Origin of the sequence: Legionella fallonii LLAP-10, assembly GCF_000953135.1 — a bacterium.
In the GTDB taxonomy this organism is placed as follows: domain Bacteria; phylum Pseudomonadota; class Gammaproteobacteria; order Legionellales; family Legionellaceae; genus Legionella; species Legionella fallonii.
The window spans coordinates 2,909,790-2,931,335 of record NZ_LN614827.1; the positions used below are offsets into that span (position 1 = coordinate 2,909,790).

A 21,546-nucleotide genomic window follows, 5' to 3' on the forward strand; every position below is an offset into this window, starting at 1 on the left:
TTACTTTACACCCCCAACAACTTGAAGCTGAAAAAGTTGTTGGATTCTCTCACACAAGCTAATGACGCTGAATTTTCTAGATTTTTGGGTAGCTACTGTTTTTCACAAAAAAGACCTCTCATTTTAGTCCCAGCTGCATTTTCTAGGTCTAACCAGTCAATCTGGAGATATCATTAGTAAGCGCTACAAACATTAAGGCAACCAAGAGAAATAAACCGATATAAAGACCTATGGACTTAACTCCATCCGATAAAGGTTTGCGTCTAATAATTTCCAAAACATAATACAATAAATGACCGCCATCGAGCATAGGAATTGGTAATAAATTTAAAGCACCGAGACTAATACTCACCAAAGCGAGAAAAAACAAATAAGAAACCAAACCACTACGTCCAGAATCACCAGCACCTTGGGCTATCCCAACAGGGCCACTAATACTATTTAAGCCTAATTTTCCTGTGACTAATCTTCCCATTAAAACAAAAGTGGTTCCAGTAAGATGGATGGTTTGCTTCAATGCGGTACCAATAGCAGCTATAGGGCCTTGCCTCTCCAAACGCAACCAATGCGCCGGCCAATCAACCTTCTGAGAGCGTACACCGATAAGCCCTTCAGTCTTATTTTTATTCTGTTGACTACCAGTATGCACCGTAATATTTTGTAGTGTTCCATTACGTTTGATTTGTAAATCTAACTGAGTATCTGGACGTTGGCGGACATAATCTACTAGAAACATCCAATCATCAAAGGATTTGCCATCGACGCTTAGAATTTTATCGCCAATATGTAACCCTGCTTTTTCTGCTGGAGAATCAGGTACTACTTCACCAATAACAGGAGGAATAGTAGGAATAAAAGGGGCAATTCCCAAGCTCTTTAATGGATCGGGTTTTTTATCATCTAATTGCCAATGCGCTAACGGGAGAAAAACAACCCGCTGATGCCCATCAACCAAAGACTTCACAGTAACTTTAACTGTTTCTTGAGAGCCGACTAGAGGCATCATAGCATATTGAAAATCACGCCAACTATTTATCTTCGTATCATTAAGAGCAATTATTTCTTCTTTTGCAGTCAGGCCCGCTTTCGCAGCAACACTATTAGGTTTCACCGACTCAATCATTGGTGCTAAAGAATACATGCCAATAACTAAAACCAACCACAAGGCAACAAAAGCAAAGATAAAATTAAACAAGGGACCTGCTAATACAATAGCAATACGTGCAAAAATTGATTGATTATTAAAAGCCAAATGCTTTTCATTTTCTTCAACTTCCCCCTCAGACTCATCAAGCATTTTGACATAACCACCAAGAGGAAATAGAGACCAAGCATATTCAGTGCCTCTTTTATCCACCCAGCGCGCCAGTACCTTTCCAAAACCAAAAGAAAAGCGTAGTACTTTCACACCACACCACCGAGCTACTTGAAAATGTCCATACTCATGTATTAGAACCAATAACAGTAAGGCTAATAAAAAATAAACAAGGGTTAAAAGCATAGTGCTATCCCAAAGTTAATACAGACAGAAACCGAAATTTCTAACGGTATATAAAAGTTAATCCAAAATAAAATAAAGGCAAAGCAGCTATCATACTGTCCAACCGGTCAAGAACACCACCATGACCAGGAATCAGCGTGCCTGTATCCTTTAAATGACAACGTCGCTTTAATATGCTGATGAATAAATCACCAAAAATAGAAATAGTGACCGTTAACAAGGCAAGACCGAACCACAATAAAATCGAACCTGGTTTAAAAGAAACAAACCCCACACACGCAACAATCATAGATAATAAATACCCACCTAAAGCGCCCTCCCATGATTTGCCTGGACTAACTTGGGGGATTAATTTATGCTTTCCAAAGCGTTTACCTGTAACATAAGCGCCGATATCAGAGGCCCAAATTAAAAACAATAAATAGACTAGCAAGAATTTACCCTTGGGCAAATAATAAAGATGGATAAGGCTTTGAACAAACAATGGCAATAAAAGAAAACAGGTGCCAGCTACTACGCAAGGATACCCCCAATAATCTTGAGATTTAGGAAAAGTTAATATGGCGATGCAATTAAACACCCATACCAAAAGCCCCAAAATTAACCAGTAAGTAAATAAAGAGCCACAAACCCAGAGACCTAATAGAAGGAGTAGAAGGAAACCCGCCTGCAAAGGAAGTGTATTTAGTGGGATGAGTTGCCAGCACTCTCTGCCCGCTGCTAATAGAATCAACAGAACGACTCCCTCTAAAAGCCAGGCCGGAGCATAAAAAAGAATTAATAAAACTAAAGGCACGAGAACAAGTGTAGTAATTAAACGTTGCATAAACATAATATGTGCCCTTAATTTATTTAGATGCAATCTGCCCAAATCGCCTATTACGCTGACTGAAAGAGTCCAAAGCTAGATCTAGCTCATACTCATTAAAGTCTGGCCAATGCACTTCGGTAAAGTAAAGCTCGGTATAAGCTAACTGACAAAGGAAGAAATTACTAATTCGCAACTCTCCACTAGTTCTGATAAATAAATCAGGCTCAGACAGTCCACTTGTATCTAAAAACTGAGAGAAGGTCTTTTCATTAATATCATCAAGATTCAGTTGACCATTGATCACCGCTTTCGTCATTTTTTTTGCTGCGGTTACAATATCCCACTTCCCACCATAATTAACAACCACATTCAAAATCAATTGTTGATTAGCCTCCGTCAAGGCTTCAGCTTCACTCATTTGCTGTTGTAATACAGGCGATAATTGACTTCTATCTCCCGTAAACCGCATTCGAACGCCATGCTGATTTAACTCGGCTATCTCTTTTCTAAGCGCGTCTAAAAATAATCCCATAAGAAAATTAACTTCCTCAACAGGTCTTGACCAATTTTCAGAACTAAACGCAAATAAACTAAGACAAGGAATTTTTTTTCCCAGACAACAGCGGATCATTTCTTTTACTGATTCTACGCCTGCTTTATGCCCCTCAATACGCGCTAAACCACGATTTTCAGCCCAACGCCCATTACCATCCATAATGATGGCTATGTGTTGGGGTAATTTATCATCCAAACTACTATTCCCACTCAACTAAATGCCCTATAGTGTACCCTCTTTAATGAAAAAATTTAAGTCTTCCTAATAATTCAATTGACCTTATTGGTTAAATAATTTCATTATTAGTAGCTAATTTGCAACTACCTTTTCCCCTGAGCCTCAACATACTAAGGAAGAAGGGAAAAGATAGGAGCGATAAATTATCACTGAGCACTCTTTGATTCGCGTTGTTCTTACTGTATTTATTTCTATCTTATTTTAAATAAGGAATATGATGAAAAAATATTTATTCGCGGCTACATCCCTCTATTCCCTATTCTTATTTTTCTGGAGTTTATTTTCTCCAACGATACATGCGGACTCTTCAACTGGTTTTGCCCTATCAGAGCACTGGTCAATGGGACAGCAAGTGATGTTACACTACGATATAGCACAGTCCCCCGAAGTAGCTACCCCTCTTCATTTGAAGAATGGTTTGTTACTTACTTTTGGTGACATTATTAGCCTTGGTGATCTTTATGGCATTTTGGGAAGTCCGATAAGCCATGGCCTTGATAAAAGGGCAAAACAGGCTCGATTTAAAGAAGTGTTTAACATTTTTTCTAAGAGCATCGCTGCAATCAGCGAAGTGAAAGAACTTAATGCGGTGATCAAAACGGAAATACATGATATTGAAGAAGGCATCCAAAGAGGTGAAACTGTAGAAGATATTTATAAACGCATAGGAAATGAAACAGCACGTCAAGTCAATTGTATTACCGGAGGAGGATGTGCCTCTCATGGATGGTGGCTGTATCCTGGTCGTTATTTACTTTTAGCTATGGAAAACTACGATCATTTTTCACCTAATAACATCATCGTCTATAAACACGGACATCAAGTCGCTTTAAAACAGGCCATCAAGGCCCAAAAAACCGGAAATCGTTCTGATTTGGAACTTGCTTATGCTATGGATGCTTTTGCCGCCCACTTCTTATCTGATCGTTTTGCCGCAGGGCATTTACGCACTCCGAAAGGAGAACTAAAGCATAAAGTGACTCCAGCAGTACTAGGCTCCTTATTATCCAACTACATGCATAATGAAGAAAACAAATATGGATTGTATGTACACAATGCTCAGGGCGACCGATGGCGAGTTTATGGTGATTTTTCGTATTTCAACCCAATGAATGAAATAAACCGACAAATGCTGTTGAAAGCATTACAACGTTCAGCAGATGAACTATTCGAAGCCTATAACTCAGGGGCTATACCTGTACAAAGTAGTGTATTAACAATGGTACCTCATGCCGAGCCATTCAACGCTGATGATAACTTAGATATTACCCCCATGTTTGTTTGGGATGAGGAAAGTAAACAACTTTTAAGAAGAACTGATTTATCCAATCCCTACGATAGGCGTTTGACTAGTAACTGGTGGGGTTGGAGCACCTTAATTTTACTAAAAAACCAATATGGGATTACCTCAACGATACAACTTAGTTTGACTAAATATCTATCCCAATTTAAACCAAAAGAAAATGAGGACATGCCAATCACTTAAGACGGATTTTATAGTGAGAGAGAGCTATACTTTAATAAATGGTTATTTTTTTCCAGTTATTGGGTAAAAGGAGTTGGTCATGAACTCATCTCATCGATGCCGTGCTCTTTTCTTAGTTATAGGTTTTGCTCTCAGCAGTATAGTTTTTGCCGAGCATGGAGGTGGTGGTTATCATCAAGGTAATACCGGAGGTTATCATCAAGGTAATACCGGAGGTTATCATCAAGGCAATACCGGAGGCTATCACCAAGGCAATACTGGAGGCTATCACCAAGGCAATACCGGAGGCTATCACCAAGGGATATACAATCAATACGATGGATATCATCACAATTATGATAATAACTATTATTCAGGATATAGTATCGGCAACTATTATCCGAGTGGTGGTTGGGTAGCCCCGACCGTTGTGATTGATCCATCGGTTAATACCACTGTTGATGAGAGTGATTGCCAAACCATTCAACAGTGCAATGATGACGGCACGTGTATTCTAACTCAAGATTGCTATTAGTACGTATTACGTATTTAGACATAATCAATAGACCTCTTATCCGCGCTGAGTTTTCCAGCGGGTAATTTCTATAAGACCTATATACCTCTTGGATGAGCATAGGTATAATTCAGAAAATGACTAATTTATTGATAAATGAAGGATCTTCTTTCATGAAAAAAAATGGCCCTCTGGTGCTCCTGATTCTTGATGGTTGGGGCTATAATCCAAGAAAAAAGCATAATGCAATTGCAACAGCCCACACCCCTCAATGGGATGAGTGGTGGAACAAGTGTCCTCACATTCTCTTAGATGCGTCAGGACTGTCTGTCGGCTTACCAGATGAACAAATGGGGAATTCGGAAGTAGGCCATATGCACATTGGTGCAGGCCGAGTAATACAACAAGATTTTACGCGAATAAACCAAGCGATTAGCAATGGAGAATTTGCAAATAGTCCTTTATTTAATGGGACGCTGGATCATTTAAAAAAAAACTATAAATCACTACACATCATGGGCTTACTATCTCCTGGTGGCGTACATAGTCATGAAGAGCATTTATTTGCCTTCCTTGAGCTTTGTGCCAGTAAACAATTTAACTCTGTATGTTTGCATCTATTTCTTGATGGTAGAGATACTCCCCCCCAAAGCGCCCTTGGCAGCCTAGATCGTCTAAATAAAGTACTTGAAAAGTATAAAGTGGGGAAAATATGTTCGATTAGTGGTCGCTACTATGCTATGGATAGAGATAAACGATGGGATAGAGTAGAACCTGTCTATACGCTATTAACTCAGGGACAGAGTAAAAACCATTTTGCTGACGCAAAAGAAGCTATTGAATTTTTCTATAAGAACAATTTATCAGACGAATTCATTCCCCCTACTCAAATTGGAGAAAAAAAACCAATTGAAAGCGGTGATGCCGTTTTTTTCTTTAACTTCCGGGCGGATAGAGCGCGACAATTAACTGCGGCTTTTATTGATCCGGAGTTCAACGGATTTAACCGTGACACTCGCCCTCAGTTATATAATTTCATCACCATGACTCAGTATGATAAAAATTTACCTACAATCATAGCATTCCCTCCTATCCCATTGAACAACACCTTAGGAGAGCTGCTGGCAATTAATAACCTCAAGCAATTACGTATTGCTGAAACAGAGAAATATGCTCATGTAACCTTTTTCTTTAATGGGGGAAGCGAACAGACATTCCCTAATGAGAAAAGAATACTTATCCCATCTCCCCATGTTGCAACCTATGACTTACAACCAGAAATGAGTGCCCCCAAATTAACAGCTACTTTAGTAGAGGCAATTAATTGCCAGACCTATGATGTAATTATTTGTAATTATGCTAATGCGGATATGGTCGGTCACAGTGGCAATTTCGACGCCACGGTTCGAGCCGTTGAATGTTTAGATCAATGCATGAGTCAAATTGGACAGGCTCTGGCCAAAAAAAATGGAAAACTATTAATTACCGCAGATCATGGCAATGCTGAAGAAATGTTTGATGAAACAACTCACCAAGCCCATACTGCCCACACGAGCGAACCAGTCCCCTTTCTCTATGTAGGAGGTGGGTGGCATTTCACTCAATCAACGGGCAGTTTAATCGATATAGCACCAACCCTACTAACTCTCCTAGGAATTAATCCCCCAGCTGAGATGACTGGCCATGCCCTATTGGAAAAAGACCATGCTCATGCGCATTAGGCATTACGAAATAGTTCTAGCCATGACCTTTTGCATTGCCTCCTTTGCCCATGCAAACTCGTCTTCTGTGACACAGACACAAAGTAAATTAAAGCAGCTAGATACCAAAATTGATACCTTAAAACACTCTTTAGCTACAGCTAATGATAAACGTGGCCTATTAAACCAAGAGTTGTCTGGAACAGAAAAACAAATTGGTGATGGCGTACGCAAACTACGAGCCATTCAAAATGATATGGCAAGCAAAGAACGAAAAATTACCGAACTACAAAATTTGGCAAATAATTTAAATGGACAGTTATTAACACAACAAAAATTATTGGCAAGTCATATTCGAGCCCGTTATCAAATGGGTGAATATCAACCCCTAAAATGGCTACTTAATCAGGATAGTCCTTATCGAGTGAGCAGAATTCTTACCTATTATCAATATGTAATCAAATCACGTCAGCAACTGATTACTCAAATTGACGATACACGAAAAAAAATTAACGAAAATAAAAATAACCTAAATGATGAACTAGCTAAAAATCAGCAACTACAACAGCAACTAACGCAAAATCAGCAACAATTACAACAAAATAAAAGTTATCATACAACGCTAATCCAATCTTTGAATAAAGAAATTCAAACCAATCAGCTCGCTCTAAAAGAGTTTCAAAAAGATAAGGAAAATCTATCTCGCTTATTAAAATCATTAACTCAGCAGAGTGTTGTGCAAAGTAGCAAACCGTTCGCCCAAATGCGCAAGAAATTGCCGTTACCAGTACAAACGGACCATAGATCCATACAGAGAATGAATCAAGGGGTGACATTTTTTGCCGATGAGGGAGCAGTTGTTACTGCCGTTTACCCCGGAAAAGTAGTATTTAGTGACTGGTTAAAGGGCTATGGATTACTACTTATTATTGATCATGGTCAAGGATTTATGACCTTATACGCTCACAATCAATCTTTATTTAAGCATAAAGGACAATCAGTACATCAAAGAGAACAAATTGCCAGCGTAGGCCATAGCGGTGGAATTAAACAAAACGGTCTATACTTTGAAATAAGACTGAGAGGAAAAGCGGTATCGCCGCTAGACTGGTTGTCTTAAATTAAGCTCTGGCATTCAAATTGCATTTTAAAATTTAATAAAAACAAAAAAGAAGCGGCTGATGTTGGGCCTTGCATCTGAGGAGATCGCTATGGTTATTAAGAAAACATTTCCACGTACCTTGGCTGTGGTATATGCATTAAGTTTAATGCTTCCTTTAACTGCATTTGCTACCGATACCCCTGCCACAAGTGATTCTAATACGAAACGAATTCCATTGGAAGATGTGCAAAGATTTTCTAACGCTATTAGTGAAATTAAAAAATATTATGTAAAACCTGTTGATGATAAAGAACTATTTGATAACGCCATTCGTGGAATGTTAACTGGTCTTGACCCTCACTCTAGCTATCTTGATGAAGATGAATTTAAAGAGCTGCAAACATCAACTAGTGGTGAATTCGGTGGCTTAGGCATAGAAGTCACTATGGAGGACGGTGTTGTTAAGGTCATTACACCTTTAGTTGACACTCCTGCGTTCAAAGCTGGAATTAAATCAGGTGACTATATTATCAAATTAGGAAAAGAATCTGTTCAAGGTCTTTCTCTAAAGGATGCTGTTAATTTAATGCGCGGTAAAGCAGGTTCTACTATCGAGCTTACCGTACTTCGTAAAGGAGTAAGTAAACCTTTAGTTTTTGATTTAATGAGAGAAGTCATACAAATTAAGAGCGTACAAAGTAAAATGCTCGCCGATGGTTATGGATACATACGCTTGACTCAATTCCAAGCCTTAACAGGAAAAGACATGCTTCAAGCCATATCACAATTAAAACAACAATCTAATGGTAAATTAAAAGGATTGGTCTTAGATTTAAGAAATAACCCCGGGGGATTACTCGACTCAGCAATCCAAGTTTCCGATGCATTCCTTGGTACTGATAAATCAGGTAAACAAGAAATGATCGTTTACACTGAAGGCCGTCAACCCGGTTCAAAATTTACCGCATTGGCAAAACCTAATCCGATAGACTCGATAGATAATGCTCCAATGGTAGTCTTAATTAATAACGGTTCGGCATCGGCTTCTGAGATCGTTGCTGGAGCATTAAAAGATAATAAAAGAGCAATAATAATGGGGACTAAAAGTTTCGGGAAAGGCTCAGTGCAAACGGTATTACCCTTAGATAACAAGACGGCAATCAAGTTAACTACGGCTCTATACTATACCCCATCAGGAACGTCTATCCAGGCTAAAGGTATTGTTCCTGACATCGTTGTAGAAGAGTTGGATGTTCCTAAAGATGTTAGCAAAAAATCAGACTTAACTGGATTTAGCGAAGCAGAACTTAGTGGACACTTAATCAATAAAAATAATCCTGAAAATAACACGGCGGCTAAAAAATCTTCTAAAACAGACGATTTAATTCATGAAGATTATCAATTATATGCTGCCTTAACTGTTTTAGAAGGGATGTCATTAGCCAACAGATAATTGAATATAAGAGGTTCATTCGAAAATCAGCAGTTTACAACTGCTGATTTTTTTTATGCTGTATGTATTTGCCCTTTATTCACTGTTTTTACTTCAGATTTAGTATATAAAACTCCATTTTTATCTAAATTAAATGGCCCCATTACCCCTGTGCCAGTAGCTAGGGTATGAATTTGTTCTGCAAGTTCCTGAGTAGAAAAACCAGATTTGGCTTTCATCGCCATAATAACACTCTGATTGAGCATATTGAATAAATCATACGCATAACCAGCTTCGGTTACTGGATAATTCATATTTTCTTCTAAGTATTGATTAATAAATTCAGGTTTCATTTCATGGGTATCGATATACCATTGTCCATTAAACACCTTCATTACTTTGGGAGTAACGCGCTCAACAATGCTTGTAACAGGTTTATCAATATGAGCTTGTTTCATATTAGATTGAATTAATTCAATATCTTCGGGTGAAGCCATTATGAAATAGAGATCTGGATTTTTTCCTTTAATTTTATTAATCAAACCAGAAAAATCTTTGGTGCCAGCATCATATTGCTCATAAGTAGCAATTTTTATTGATGAATCAGCTTGTAATTGCTTCATTACAGACTGGGTTAATACGCTATCAGAAGGATGATTCGTCGTAATAATACCTAATTGTTTCACTTTCTTTTGCTTTAAGGTATTTACTAACACCTCGGCTTGTTCATATGCAGGACTCCAAATAAGGAAATTGTTTTTACCGTCTGCAATCGCAGGATCACTAGCCATGCTAAAGTGAATAAGGTTATTTTTTTTCGCAAAAGCAGCTAAGGAACCACCATTAACAGAACCTTCAGTTACCAAAACATTAATATGATGAGTTGTTACAAATTTTTGCAAAGTACTCGCTGAATCCTGGTTATCGGCTAATCTATCAAGTGTAAAAAAAGAATAATGAATTTGAGAAGAGGATAATTTATCGTGAGCCATTTCCATTGCCCCTAATATATTTCTCCCAATAAATGCACGTTTATTAGTAAATGGAGCATAAATACCAATATTAATTTCAACTGCATTTTTGTTCACAGCCCCACTAGGAATAGAAGTGGCATGCGCTGCACCAGTGAGCCAGAAGGACAAAATTAAACTGTAAAATGCAATGACTGATTTTAACTGTATTCGTGCCATATTCATCTTCACCCTAGAAATAATTGATGAAAAATATTCTGCTATGAATACTTTATAAATACAATCATTATTACATTCAATCTCACTATTCTTTCTAAACTACAACATTGCTAGGGTAGCTCCAGGGAGTGGAGGGAGGACATTAAATAATTATTAAATCTGTTGGGATTCAATACAGATTATGCGATAATAATTGACTAATTATTAATCAAGAAATTACTATGAACATTGCTAAACTCAGCTTATCTTTGTTGTGTGTCTCCTATTTTTCTCTTATTCAGGCTGATGTTATAGAGCATTTTAATCAAATAAAAAATGATCCTAATGCCCTTTATACCTTTTTTAAAACAATGCCTAAAGGAGGAGAATTACATTATCATTTAGCAGGAGGGGCCTATCCTGAGACGATGTTATTACTAGCATCCGAAGGAAATTATTGCATTAACAAAACAACATTCGCTATCAGCCCAAATACACAGCACTGTGACGGAATTCAATCTAAAGAAATAATGAGCCAACCAGAGTTCTACTCTAAAGTAATAAAAAGCTGGTCCATGAAAGATTTTATTCCAGGAGAAGAATCAGGGCATGATCATTTTTTTAATGGTTTTAGTAAGTATATCTCCATAGTTTTCAACTATAGGCCGGCATTACTAGCAGAAATAGTACAAAGAGCAGCGCAACAACAAGAGCAATATTTAGAAATATTAGATATTCCCGACAATGGACAATCCATTAAGTTCGGCGACCTTATAAAAGGAGTCCCCTCCTATTCTGAAAAAAGACGATTATTATTAGCGAATACTGATTTTCAAAACAACATAACCAATGCGGTGAATGAAAGTGATAATGTTATCCAACAAACTCGAGATTATTTAGGTTGTGAGAAAAATCCGCAATCGCCTCCCTGTAAAGTAAAAATTAAATTCCTTTATTACGCACTACGCGAACAACCATTAGATAATGTGTTTGCTCAAGCTCTGAGTGCATTTGAGGCCGCTTCTCGTTCAAAAGGTACTATTGTAGGAGTTAATTTAGTTCAGGCAGAAGATGGTATTATCTCCCTACATGATTATCGAAAACAAATGCAGATTTTTAAATATCTTCACCAAATGTATCCGAAAGTGCCTGTTTCGCTCCATGCAGGAGAGTTAGCCTCAGAAGCAGTAGTTCCTGAAGAATTAAGCTATCATATCCATGAAGCCTTATTTACAGGGCAAGCGCAAAGAATTGGCCATGGCTCTGATATAGGTTATGAAAATAATGTTGAAGATATCCTGAAGTACATGGCTGAACAATCCGTGCCAGTTGAAATAAGTCTCATTAGCAATCAAAAGATACTTAATCTCTCTGGCCGCGCTCATCCCATTAATTATTATCTCTCTCACCATGTTCCAGTAGTTTTATCCACTGACGATGAAGGAGTATTAAGAACTGATTTAACACACCAATATGTTGCAGCAGTAATGAAACATAATGTGGATTATCCAACATTAAAACAAATCAATAGAAATGCATTAACCTATGCCTTTCTTCCTGGAAAAAGTATTTGGGCTAATGCAAGCAAAGCAGTTCCAATACAAGAGTGCAGCGATTTAAATAGCGAACGCTGCAAAGAGGTTATTAAGGATAGCGAAAAAGCAACATTGCAATGGAATTTGGAACAGAAATTAATATCTTTTGAAAACCAATATAATAATGAGCCTTAATCAATAAAAATAGGCACTAAAATCAATTAGTGCCTACAGATACTCATTACAATCCCAAAGTCACGTTAACCGCATTAGTCGTTATATCAGCGACACTGCATAAGCTGGGGTACTAACGCTTCCTTCCATATAGGTAGAAGGAAACTTCATATTGTAAGACTGATGTAGGGTATTACCGTAACTTAACGGATTAAATACATTTGGAAACTCAGCCAGAGCTACTTAAAAAAATTAGTAAATAAAAGCCATATGACAACGATCCTCCTGAACTTTATGAACACTCCATTTCACTGCGATGAAATAGTATATTAATATTTATTATTTTTTTATAAAGACCATGACAAATATTAATATCATGTGAATCGCAAGCATGACAATAAACTTTTATATCCTTGGGCAGGCATATGAGTTAATATTTTTAAAGCTTTGTTCTATAATTAGTCGAATGGAGTTTAAAAATATCTCTCGCAGAAAGAAATGATGTATGAGGCTGTCTATGAGTTGACATAAATCTTACGGCAATTAAAATAGATTACGTGTACAAGTGATAAATATTAAATTTTAATAATTAACGATAAATTTACTATTTACTCTTATTACAGTTAGATATTAAGTGGATAAGACAACAGACAAAATTATTGGCAATAGGCTCAAAAGTGTTAGGATGCAGTTAGGTTTTTCTAGAAGAGAGTTTGCCGGAAAATGTGGTTTTTCAGCAGCAACTCTTCAAGCATGGGAAGATGGAAGGTATTCTGTCCCTCAAAAAAGCATAGTTAAATACGTAAAAACTGTATTGGATTGCGGGCTCATCACGACAACAGAATGGTTCTTATTGGGGCTAGGCTTGCCGCCGAGACCCGTTAGTGGCTTGCCTGATGTTTTTGCTGCAGAAAACAGTGTTATTCTTAAAGAAATCAATTTTTTTGAAACACAGAATAAAAATACTCTAATCACCACCATTAATGACGATGCCATGCTTCCTTATTTTGATATGGGAGATTATGTAGGTGGGAAAATACTATCCCTACAATATGCCGAAAAATACTTTGGTTCTGCCTGCATCATTGTGCTTTATTCTGGTGAAACTATAGTTAGGAAACTCCGTCCAGGTACCCATGGAAGAGGAGGGTTTAATTTACTTAGTACCAATTTAGAAACCAAAGCTCCTTATTCGTTTCTATTAGATTGCTCTATACAACAGTTTGCACCAGTTATCTGGCATAGAAAAATAGAACGCCCTTTATTATAATCGGAGGGCAATACGCAGCGAGGCCGGATGCCATAATAGTCTATGCACTAATCCGACCGTTCGAGTAAACATGAGCATGGAAAATGTGAACTATTACCTATATAAATCGCCCTATTTATAAGCAAGTACAGTAGGAAACATTTTTGCCTTATCATAGATAAATTCAATATTAGTGAAACCTACAGATTCCAATTGCTGCTTAGTTTGAGCAGAAGAACGAAAGCATTGGAATTTTGCTTCAAGAATATCTGCAAAAATAATTTTTTGGAGTAGTAAATCCTTTTGATTGATTTGGGACATATCCCATTCGCATTGCTCTGTCAGGCTTATAGGATATGTGATAAAACTAGTGACCAATTTACCGCCAGGTTTTAAGGCGCTATAAAATTTATCGAATAATTTTACTACTTGCTTGTCATCAGGCTCGTAAATTGTAAGACCATTACTAGAAATTAAATCTAATTTATTTTCGAGATTAAGTTCCCATGCATTACCTTGCTCGAGTTGTACGTAAGACTCTAATCCTTGCTGTTTTGCTAGAATGCTAGCATCATTTAAGGTCATTGGATCATAATCGAATCCAATTAATTCAATATGGTTGATTTTTTTAAAATCAAGATATAAAAGTTCTCCCATCATCCCGCAGGGAATACATGCAAGCACCGCATTATCCTTCACGGCCATCTGATTTTTCTGCAGAAAAATTTCAAACCTCTCCTGAGTGGCTAACATCAATGGAGCTTTATCAAGAATAAATGCCTCTAACTCGGTCAAAGGGATACCCGGAGCGCTTTCTCTTGTTTTTCGCCCAAACCAAGGATGCGTTAACATATAATGGGTCCAATAGCCGTTAATTCCTTGATTGGCAAGCAAGAAACGTCCAAAAGCAAATTCACTTAATTGTTTAAGTAGCTCTAGCTGATAATTTACCGTAGCGTAAGGTTTATCACCTTGTTGCCTTATTCTATCAGCAATATGTTTTATGGTGATATCAATAGATTGGGGATCAATAGAATGAGAAATCAACGGCCTTTGTTCTATATTTTCTGACATATGAAATCCTTTATTACTTCTTGAAGTGCATAACTCAACGGAGGAAAAATCCCGCTATTATAGTATAACAATTGTTAGTTAATAAGAAGAATAGCCTGATATACATTAGACTTCTTTCGAAATGCTGCTGTATCAGTGAGTTGCTTCGTCGATATAGCAGCATTTCGAAAGAAAGTTAATGTATGAGGGTAACAAAGAATAAGAAAAAGAGTGGTAGAACTATCTACCACTCTATTAGAGGCACATAATTAAACAGTAAAAGGATCACGCAGGATAATTGTCGAGTCTCTTTCTGGTCCTGTAGATAAGATATCAATAGGAATACCGAGCAATTGCTCAATTCTTTTTAGATAAGTAATAGCATTCGCAGGTAAATCACTCATTACAGTGACATCAGCAGTATTTTCATGCCAACCAGGCATTTCTTCATATACCGGTACCAAACCAACAAAATCATCGGCTGCCTGCGGAGGGCGAGATAGATAGTTACCATTACTGTCTTTATACCCTACAGCAATACGCAAAACATCGAATCCATCTAACACATCTAATTTGGTCATGCATAGACCAGTAATACTATTTAGCTCAATAGAGCGCTTTAGCAAAGCAGCATCAAACCAGCCACACCGTCTCGGTCTGCCCGTCACTGCGCCAAACTCTTGTCCGCGCTCAGCGATTCTTTTTCCAATTTCATCAGTAAGTTCTGTTGGAAAAGGACCTCCGCCCACTCGTGTAGTATAAGCCTTAGTAATACCCAAAACATAATCTAGATATTTAGGGCCAACGCCAGCGCCATTAATTACAGAGCCAACGCAAGTATTTGAGGAGGTAACAAAAGGATAAGTTCCATGGTCTATATCAAGATAGACACCTTGAGCTCCCTCAAATAAAATATTGTCTCCATTTTCCCGATGCTCATGTAAACAAGCAGACACATCGCAAACCATAGGCTGTAATTCTTTAGCCCAAACTAAAGCCTCATCTAGGATGGGCTGCAGTTCTACTGCTGGTTGCTTAAAATACTGTGTTAAAACAAAATTATGATAATCCAATAACGCAGTTAATTTCTTAGTAAACCGTTCGGGATGAAATAAATCACTAACTTTCAGTGCACGACGAGCAATTTTATCTTCATAAGCTGGGCCGATACCACGTCCAGTAGTGCCAATTGCAGCGCTCCCCATGTGCCCTTCTCTTGCTTTATCTAAAGCCACATGATACGGCAAAATAAGTGGACAGGCAGCACTAATACGCAGACGGCTTCTGACATTAATCCCTTTATCCTCAAGTTCTTTTACTTCGGAAAGCAACGCTTGAGGAGAAAGAACCACACCATTAGCAATATAGCAGGTTACATGTGGTCTGAGCATGCCTGAGGGAATTAAACGAAGAACTGTTTTCACTCCGTTAATTTTCAAAGTATGCCCCGCGTTGTGTCCGCCTTGATAACGAACAACAACTTGTGCATCTTGGGTTAGCAAATCAACAATTTTACCTTTGCCCTCATCGCCCCACTGTGTACCTACAACAACAACATTCTTACCCATGATCTACTCTTAATTTGCAAAGCGCTGATTGAAGTTAACCCCAATTTCAGCAAAATCGGACATTATAATTACTTTTTAGCGGATACACCATCATTTTTTGGTATCGGCTGCTTAAAATAATCAAAAAAAGCACTACTTTGATCTAAGACAAAAATATCTTTTTTACTATGAAAACTATTTTCATAGGCAATTAAACTACGGTATAAAGCAAAAAATTCCTTATTTTGGCTATAGGCCTTAGCATAAATTGCTGCAGCTTTAGCCTGCCCCACAGCTTTTACTTCCTGTGCATGACTATTAGTTTTAGCTAATAAAACCATGACATCAGCATCAGCTTTAGCTTGAATTTGCTCTGCCGCAGCTTGGCCATCCGCTCTATGTCTGTTGGCAATTTTCTGCATATCGGCCCGCATGCGCTGATAAATCGCATTACTAGTATTTGCGGGTAATTCAATACCTTTGAGACGAACATCTACCACATTAATACCAAGTTCACCAGCCTGTTTTTCAGCAGCTTTTCGTAGTAGCTCCATCACGTCATCACGGCCACCAGAAACAACTTCAGATATGGTTCGTTTACCAAATTGAGCTCGTAATAAAGTATTCAATTGCTGCTCAAGTAATGTTTCTGCTTTAAATTCATTACCACCAGTGGATTTAAAGTATTGCGCTAAATCTGTAATGTGCCACTTGACATAATAATCAACCATTACATCCTTTTTCTCTTTGGTCACAATACGTGTTGATTTGATATCCATTGTTTGAATACGAGTGTCAAATATACGTACATTCTCAATAAAAGGTGTTTTCAGATGCAAACCAGGATTTAAAACCTTTACCTTATCCGAATTACTCTCTTTAACTAGACGACCTAAACGAAGGATAATCCCCTGTTGTCCTTCTGTTATTGTGAATATACTGCTAAAAAACAACAATAAGACAAAAAATACGATAATCCCTAGGGCTGTTTTAGTTGTATTCATTCTTAATCCCTCCCTTGACGATAAGTAGGTCTGGTGAGATCTCGTCCAGCTAAAGTTCCATTATCTTCGTCGTTGTTATCAGCAGCCTCTCCTTTTTTTGCTTTGGAATTATCAGATTGAGTGCTTTGATTTATAGATAATTTATCTAATGGTAAATACAACAAATTACCCGACTTATTATCAACAATAATTTTACTGCTATTATTTAAAACTTTTTCCATGGTATCCAAATACATCCGCTCTGACATCACCTGAGGAGCCAAGAGATATTGGGGAAGCAATGCGAGAAACTGAGCTACCTCACCCTGAGCTCGCAATACTACCTGCTTAGAAAATGCTTCGGCCTCTTGTTCTATACGACTTGCGTTACCCTCAGCAATAGGAACAACCTTGGCCGCATAAGCATATGCCTGCTCTTTAAAACGCTTTTCATCTTCTTGAGCTTTAATTGCATCATCAAAGGCATCTTGCACACTTTCTGGAGCACGGGCCGGCTGGGGAGAAACGTTAACAATAAAAATACCGGTTTTATAGCGTTCTAAGGTTTTTACAAGAGAGTCTTGCACTTTATTACCCCAAATTTCTCGCCCTTCAGTAATAATTTGATCTAAGGTCGTAGTCCCAACAACTTGTCTTAAAGCACTAGATGTCGCTTGTTGCAAACTTTCCTCGGGATTAGCCACATTAAATAAATATTGCTGTAAATCACCAATTCTGTATTGCACTGCTATAGAAACAGAAACTAAATTTTCATCACTAGTCAACATTTGAGCTGAATAAGAGTAATCTAAAACTCTATCCACATTCATGATTATTTTGGAAGAAATGATTCGAGGGATCCAATGAGGTCCAGCACCAACTGTTTCTACATATTTACCAAAACGTAAGATTACCGCCTGCTCAGCAGCATCAACAATAAATATTCCAGAAAGAACCCAAAGAACAAATACAATCAGAATAACCATACCAGTCAACAAGCCACCACTGGAACCATTGGATGATTTATTACTTGACTTACCTGAACCGCCAAACAGTTTTTTTACTTTTTCATGAAGTCGTTTGAACGCTTCGTCTAAATCTGGAGGCTGATTTTTACCCTTCCAAGGATCTTTGCCTTTCTCTGGTTCATTCCACCCCATCACAACTCCCGACAATTTCTAAGAAACCTAGAATTCTAGGGTGTATATGAAGTTTAAGCAAGTAGATACTGAACACTCTCCTCTCTAAAGTGCTCCTTGCACTACAATCGTGCAAGGAGCATAGCTTAATGAGTTAGATTTGTGCTTGATTTCTTAATTCTTCCGTCGGCCTCTCTTCAACATCTATATGAACATTAGGTATAGGCTGTAACATGTCTCCTAAAACAATTCTTGTTCTACTCGTTGGATGATTTTTAGCGTATTCTACAACCCTTTGCCAATTACAATTCCCTTCGGCAATCATCCAGCGCATGGTACTCCAGCGATTGGTGAATATTTGGTTATCATAAGCTTTTGTATAGCGCCTAACAAATTCAGCATATAATTTAAGAGAGTCTTTTTCCTGTTGAAAGTCCGACGCTGTAGCAGAAGATAGAGGAACAACATTAGGATGCTCGATTTGGGGAGCATCGTATTTTCTTGTTACCAAATTTTCAACCATAAATGCGGCGTCACTAGGAACACCAAATAAATGACGAATAGAGCTACCCCATGAATGGTCAGCATATATTATGTTGTGTAGAGTACTTTCAATGACATGGCAACGACTCACGAAGGCATCAACAAGAGCAGGTTTATCCCCTAAGTATTGATCTATCGCTTTCAATAAATCGATACGATAGTCAGTTAATAGAGTGCGCATTTCTTCACTACGTGGCGGTTCGGCTCCCCGACAAAATAGCATTGCAACCCCACGAATGGCCTCGTCTCTATCCTCGTTATTCGCTATACGATGACAAAGCTCCTCCATCGCCGTGCGGCCAGTTTCGTCATCTGCTCTGTTCTTATTTTCAGCTTCGAGATCTAATTCCGCCACAGGAAACTCTAGCAATGCCTCCATAGCACTAAGTTTGCCTAAACGTGCAGCTAATATTAAAGGTGTATCTCTCATTACTCCCAAAGGATTAGACAGTTGCGCTCCTTGGGAAGCCAACAACCGAACAGCATCAGCAGAATCTAATACTATGGCCTGGTGTAATGGTTGGAACCGTACTCGACTACCTGATCTAGGCGTTGCTGCATGAATATTAGCTCTACCGGCTATTAGATACATTAATAACTCAAAAATTCTAAAATCTAGAATTAAAGAAATCAGGGTACGTCCCTCGATATCACGCCTATCAAGATCAAACTTATCAAATTCAGCCTCTTTTCTTAACCGCTCTAATGTACGCTGAAGGTTCAATTTATCCCTTTTTTCTGTCAGCGGGCGCTCAACATCAATATCTAAGTTTAAGAGATGAAAAGCCAACTGAAATTTGCCTGTAGCAATCGCTTGATGTAAAGGCTCCCCAACGTTTTTGTCCTCAGAATGCTCGAGTACGTAGTCAATAAACTCTGTTAAATCACCTTGATATTCATCAGTTACATCACTTTGTAACTCTTGAGACTCCTCATTATCAGTCCCCACCGTCTCTTGCTGAGCTTTTTGCGGCTCTTCTTGATGAACATCTATCAAATAATTTAAAACAGTCATCTGCGCGCTATTTTGCAGTAACCAGAAAGACTGTTTCAGAAAGTCTTTATTCTCGCCTATTTTTTTTTGAATAAAGGCTTTAAACTCATCTAATCCCGATTGTATCGCTTCATCCATCTCTCTTGCAAAATCCGTCATATTACACCTTTGTCTATTGGTTATTTTCAATCCATAATTTACAGAATAAATCTTATTAAAGATACTGCTTCATTTATTCTCATTCACTCATTTTTTATAAAAATTAAATCCCACACACCATGACCTAAACGTTCTCCTCGTCTTTCAAATTTTGTTAAAGGACGGGAGTCTGGGCGAGGAGAATACCCACCAGCTAAATTTTGATTACGTAACATAGGCTCAGCAGACAATACATCTAAAATATGTTCGGCATACTCCTGCCAATCAGTAGCGCAATGAATAAAACCACCTTGTTTCATTTTCTTGCTTACTAGTTGGATAAATTCTGGTTGGATCAATCGTCTTTTATGATGACGTTTTTTATGCCAGGGATCAGGGAAAAAAATCTGAACCCCTGCTAAGGAATTGTCTTCCACCTGAGCTTGCAGTACTTCCACTGCGTCATGGGCCACAATACGTACGTTAGACAATTGATATTCATGTAAATCAGCGGCTAGGCTCCCCACTCCCGCCTTATGAACCTCAATACCTATATAGTTGTTCTGAGGATTATCTTTAGCCATACTTAATAAAGAAGTCCCCATACCAAATCCTATTTCAACCACAGTATCAGCAGAGCGACCAAACTCCTTATCCAAAGACCAAGGCTCATTACTCACCGTTAATTCGTAATGTTGCAACCATAAATCCAGTCCTTGCTGCTGTCGGTTACTTACTCTCCCGGCCCGTAACACATAACTTTTTATCCGACGCTGCATTATTATTTCTCAATTTTCAAAAACCGCGAATTATACCGACTTTGCTTAAAATTTCTACTAAGCTTCCCTGCTCGCCATTTATTTGGTAAATTATGCTTCTCGGTAGTTCCGATTTTTCCTTATTCAGTATAATTATTTATAGGGAAGCAAAGTAAAAATATTGCAATATTTGAGTTTTTTTGTTATAAAACCGCTCTTGTATTTCATGTCCGGTTATTTTGTTTAACGAAAACCCCGAATTTTACAAAAAACCTCTTGCACCAGCAGTAAGTTTTGCTTAAATGCAAGGCATAAGTGATTTGAAAGGCTATGTTTACATATAAGTAAACAAACAAGCACCGAAGAGACACTGAAGCAAAAGATATGATGATGCTAGGGGTTTGAAAAAACACGATATAGAACTTTTATTTTGGAGTAACACTAATGTCTAGAGTATGTCAGGTAACTGGCAAGCGGCCCATGACTGGTAACAAAGTGTCGCACGCTAACAATAAAACAAGAAGACGCTTTCTGCCTAATATTCAGAATCACAAGTTCTGGGTTGAAGAAGAAAATCGATTTGTCACATTGAAACTCACTGCCAAAGGTATGCGTATAATAGACAAATTAGGCATAAAAGCAGTTCTGGATAGACTCAGAGCTAAAGGCGAAAAGGTATAATTAAGGGGATAAACCATGGCAGCTGTTACAGTAAAGGTGAAAATGGAATCCACAGCAGGAACTGGATACTATAAGACCACTACAAAAAATCCACGTAATCATCCTGAAAAAATGGAATTGATGATGTATGATCCTAAAGTACGTAAGCATGTGCTCTTTAAAGAGAAAAAAGTAAAGTAGTTATTATATAAGCCCCTATCATTTCGGGGCTTTTTATTTCATAGTGACAAAAATAAATCCTTCCTGTGCTTTTATTTTATAACTC

Annotated in this window: 19 protein-coding genes; 9 read left to right on the top strand and 10 right to left on the bottom strand. The window is 37.9% G+C overall.

Features of this window, described 5'->3' with window-relative positions; translation table 11 throughout:
• Nucleotides 1-148: 148 nt before the first annotated feature.
• The 3 genes from rseP to uppS are packed head-to-tail and all read right to left on the bottom strand — an operon-like array spanning nt 149 to nt 3,063.
• Nucleotides 149-1,501, bottom strand: coding sequence for an RIP metalloprotease RseP (gene rseP, locus LFA_RS11955; protein ID WP_045096396.1), 1,353 nt, complete (start codon nt 1,499-1,501; stop codon nt 149-151).
• A gap of 40 nt (nt 1,502-1,541) precedes the next feature.
• A complete protein-coding gene (locus LFA_RS11960; RefSeq protein ID WP_045096397.1) occupies nt 1,542-2,333 on the bottom strand; it encodes a phosphatidate cytidylyltransferase in 792 nt (263 codons plus the stop codon).
• Nucleotides 2,334-2,349: 16 nt separating this feature from the next.
• A complete protein-coding gene (gene uppS, locus LFA_RS11965; protein WP_045096398.1) occupies nt 2,350-3,063 on the bottom strand; it encodes a polyprenyl diphosphate synthase in 714 nt (237 codons plus the stop codon).
• 256 nt (nt 3,064-3,319) lie between these two features.
• On the opposite strand from uppS, the gene LFA_RS11970 reads away from it, so the two are divergent.
• The 5 genes from LFA_RS11970 (at nt 3,320) to LFA_RS11990 (ending at nt 9,339) form a co-directional block, all read left to right on the top strand.
• The gene (locus tag LFA_RS11970; protein WP_231865840.1) at nt 3,320-4,591 is read left to right on the top strand and encodes a phospholipase; all 1,272 of its coding nucleotides are present in this window, start codon (nt 3,320-3,322) and stop codon (nt 4,589-4,591) included.
• A gap of 79 nt (nt 4,592-4,670) precedes the next feature.
• A complete protein-coding gene (locus tag LFA_RS20185; RefSeq protein WP_052673958.1) occupies nt 4,671-5,105 on the top strand; it encodes a hypothetical protein in 435 nt (144 codons plus the stop codon).
• Between the two features lie 152 nt (nt 5,106-5,257).
• Entirely contained in the window at nt 5,258-6,805 is a 1,548-nt protein-coding gene (gene gpmI, locus LFA_RS11980; RefSeq protein ID WP_045096400.1) for a 2,3-bisphosphoglycerate-independent phosphoglycerate mutase, read from the top strand.
• Nucleotides 6,795-7,904 (top strand): murein hydrolase activator EnvC family protein, encoded by a 1,110-nt coding sequence (locus LFA_RS11985; protein ID WP_084602238.1) that lies wholly within the window; start codon nt 6,795-6,797, stop codon nt 7,902-7,904. Before gpmI ends, LFA_RS11985 begins: the two co-directional genes overlap by 11 nt.
• A 91-nt stretch (nt 7,905-7,995) precedes the next feature.
• Entirely contained in the window at nt 7,996-9,339 is a 1,344-nt protein-coding gene (locus LFA_RS11990) for a S41 family peptidase (RefSeq protein ID WP_045097583.1), read from the top strand.
• 53 nt (nt 9,340-9,392) lie between these two features.
• Here the strand turns inward: LFA_RS11990 and LFA_RS11995 are convergent, their stop codons facing one another.
• Nucleotides 9,393-10,508 carry an ABC transporter substrate-binding protein gene (locus tag LFA_RS11995; RefSeq protein ID WP_045096402.1) on the bottom strand — a complete coding sequence of 372 codons (1,116 nt, stop codon included), beginning with the start codon at nt 10,506-10,508 and terminating at the stop codon, nt 9,393-9,395.
• 221 nt (nt 10,509-10,729) lie between these two features.
• On the opposite strand from LFA_RS11995, the gene LFA_RS12000 reads away from it, so the two are divergent.
• Together LFA_RS12000 and LFA_RS12005 are read left to right on the top strand one after the other, a co-directional pair.
• A complete protein-coding gene (locus LFA_RS12000; RefSeq protein WP_045096403.1) occupies nt 10,730-12,217 on the top strand; it encodes an adenosine deaminase family protein in 1,488 nt (495 codons plus the stop codon).
• Nucleotides 12,218-12,830: 613 nt separating this feature from the next.
• Nucleotides 12,831-13,466, top strand: a complete 636-nt coding sequence (locus LFA_RS12005) for a helix-turn-helix domain-containing protein (RefSeq protein ID WP_157010353.1) — start codon at nt 12,831-12,833, stop codon at nt 13,464-13,466.
• A gap of 111 nt (nt 13,467-13,577) precedes the next feature.
• On the opposite strand, the gene LFA_RS12010 is transcribed toward LFA_RS12005, so the two are convergent.
• The 6 genes from LFA_RS12010 to trmB form a co-directional block, all read right to left on the bottom strand.
• Entirely contained in the window at nt 13,578-14,519 is a 942-nt protein-coding gene (locus LFA_RS12010) for an SAM-dependent methyltransferase (protein ID WP_045096405.1), read from the bottom strand.
• A 248-nt stretch (nt 14,520-14,767) separates the two neighbouring features.
• Nucleotides 14,768-16,066, bottom strand: coding sequence for an adenylosuccinate synthase (locus tag LFA_RS12015; protein WP_045096406.1), 1,299 nt, complete (start codon nt 16,064-16,066; stop codon nt 14,768-14,770).
• Nucleotides 16,067-16,134: 68 nt separating this feature from the next.
• Entirely contained in the window at nt 16,135-17,049 is a 915-nt protein-coding gene (gene hflC, locus LFA_RS12020) for a protease modulator HflC (RefSeq protein ID WP_045096407.1), read from the bottom strand.
• 2 nt (nt 17,050-17,051) lie between these two features.
• Nucleotides 17,052-18,188 carry an FtsH protease activity modulator HflK gene (hflK, locus tag LFA_RS12025; protein WP_045096408.1) on the bottom strand — a complete coding sequence of 379 codons (1,137 nt, stop codon included), beginning with the start codon at nt 18,186-18,188 and terminating at the stop codon, nt 17,052-17,054.
• Between the two features lie 133 nt (nt 18,189-18,321).
• Nucleotides 18,322-19,863 (bottom strand): Dot/Icm T4SS effector AnkC/LegA12, encoded by a 1,542-nt coding sequence (ankC, locus tag LFA_RS12030; protein WP_045096409.1) that lies wholly within the window; start codon nt 19,861-19,863, stop codon nt 18,322-18,324.
• Nucleotides 19,864-19,946: 83 nt separating this feature from the next.
• Nucleotides 19,947-20,621 (bottom strand): tRNA (guanosine(46)-N7)-methyltransferase TrmB, encoded by a 675-nt coding sequence (trmB, locus tag LFA_RS12035; protein WP_045096410.1) that lies wholly within the window; start codon nt 20,619-20,621, stop codon nt 19,947-19,949.
• A gap of 423 nt (nt 20,622-21,044) precedes the next feature.
• On the opposite strand from trmB, the gene rpmB reads away from it, so the two are divergent.
• Together rpmB and rpmG are read left to right on the top strand one after the other, a co-directional pair.
• Nucleotides 21,045-21,281: a 50S ribosomal protein L28 gene (gene rpmB / locus LFA_RS12040; RefSeq protein WP_045096411.1), complete on the top strand. Its 237-nt coding sequence runs from the start codon at nt 21,045-21,047 to the stop codon at nt 21,279-21,281.
• A gap of 15 nt (nt 21,282-21,296) precedes the next feature.
• On the top strand, nt 21,297-21,461 hold the full coding sequence (gene rpmG / locus LFA_RS12045) for a 50S ribosomal protein L33 (protein ID WP_006872450.1): 165 nt from the start codon (nt 21,297-21,299) through the stop codon (nt 21,459-21,461).
• The last annotated feature ends 85 nt before the right edge of the window (nt 21,462-21,546 follow it).

Bases quoted from the DNA above. Each gene is read 5' to 3' on its own strand.
- rseP (WP_045096396.1), bottom strand. From the start codon at position 1,501: ATGCTTTTAACCCTTGTTTATTTTTTATTAGCCTTACTGTTATTGGTT.
- LFA_RS11960 (WP_045096397.1), bottom strand. From the start codon at position 2,333: ATGTTTATGCAACGTTTAATTACTACACTTGTTCTCGTGCCTTTAGTT.
- LFA_RS11970 (WP_231865840.1), top strand. From the start codon at position 3,320: ATGATGAAAAAATATTTATTCGCGGCTACATCCCTCTATTCCCTATTC.
- LFA_RS20185 (WP_052673958.1), top strand. From the start codon at position 4,671: ATGAACTCATCTCATCGATGCCGTGCTCTTTTCTTAGTTATAGGTTTT.
- gpmI (WP_045096400.1), top strand. From the start codon at position 5,258: ATGAAAAAAAATGGCCCTCTGGTGCTCCTGATTCTTGATGGTTGGGGC.
- LFA_RS11985 (WP_084602238.1), top strand. From the start codon at position 6,795: ATGCGCATTAGGCATTACGAAATAGTTCTAGCCATGACCTTTTGCATT.
- LFA_RS11990 (WP_045097583.1), top strand. From the start codon at position 7,996: ATGGTTATTAAGAAAACATTTCCACGTACCTTGGCTGTGGTATATGCA.
- LFA_RS11995 (WP_045096402.1), bottom strand. From the start codon at position 10,508: ATGGCACGAATACAGTTAAAATCAGTCATTGCATTTTACAGTTTAATT.
- LFA_RS12000 (WP_045096403.1), top strand. From the start codon at position 10,730: ATGAACATTGCTAAACTCAGCTTATCTTTGTTGTGTGTCTCCTATTTT.
- LFA_RS12010 (WP_045096405.1), bottom strand. From the start codon at position 14,519: ATGTCAGAAAATATAGAACAAAGGCCGTTGATTTCTCATTCTATTGAT.
- LFA_RS12015 (WP_045096406.1), bottom strand. From the start codon at position 16,066: ATGGGTAAGAATGTTGTTGTTGTAGGTACACAGTGGGGCGATGAGGGC.
- hflC (WP_045096407.1), bottom strand. From the start codon at position 17,049: ATGAATACAACTAAAACAGCCCTAGGGATTATCGTATTTTTTGTCTTA.
- hflK (WP_045096408.1), bottom strand. From the start codon at position 18,188: ATGGGGTGGAATGAACCAGAGAAAGGCAAAGATCCTTGGAAGGGTAAA.
- ankC (WP_045096409.1), bottom strand. From the start codon at position 19,863: ATGACGGATTTTGCAAGAGAGATGGATGAAGCGATACAATCGGGATTA.
- trmB (WP_045096410.1), bottom strand. From the start codon at position 20,621: ATGCAGCGTCGGATAAAAAGTTATGTGTTACGGGCCGGGAGAGTAAGT.
- rpmB (WP_045096411.1), top strand. From the start codon at position 21,045: ATGTCTAGAGTATGTCAGGTAACTGGCAAGCGGCCCATGACTGGTAAC.
- rpmG (WP_006872450.1), top strand. From the start codon at position 21,297: ATGGCAGCTGTTACAGTAAAGGTGAAAATGGAATCCACAGCAGGAACT.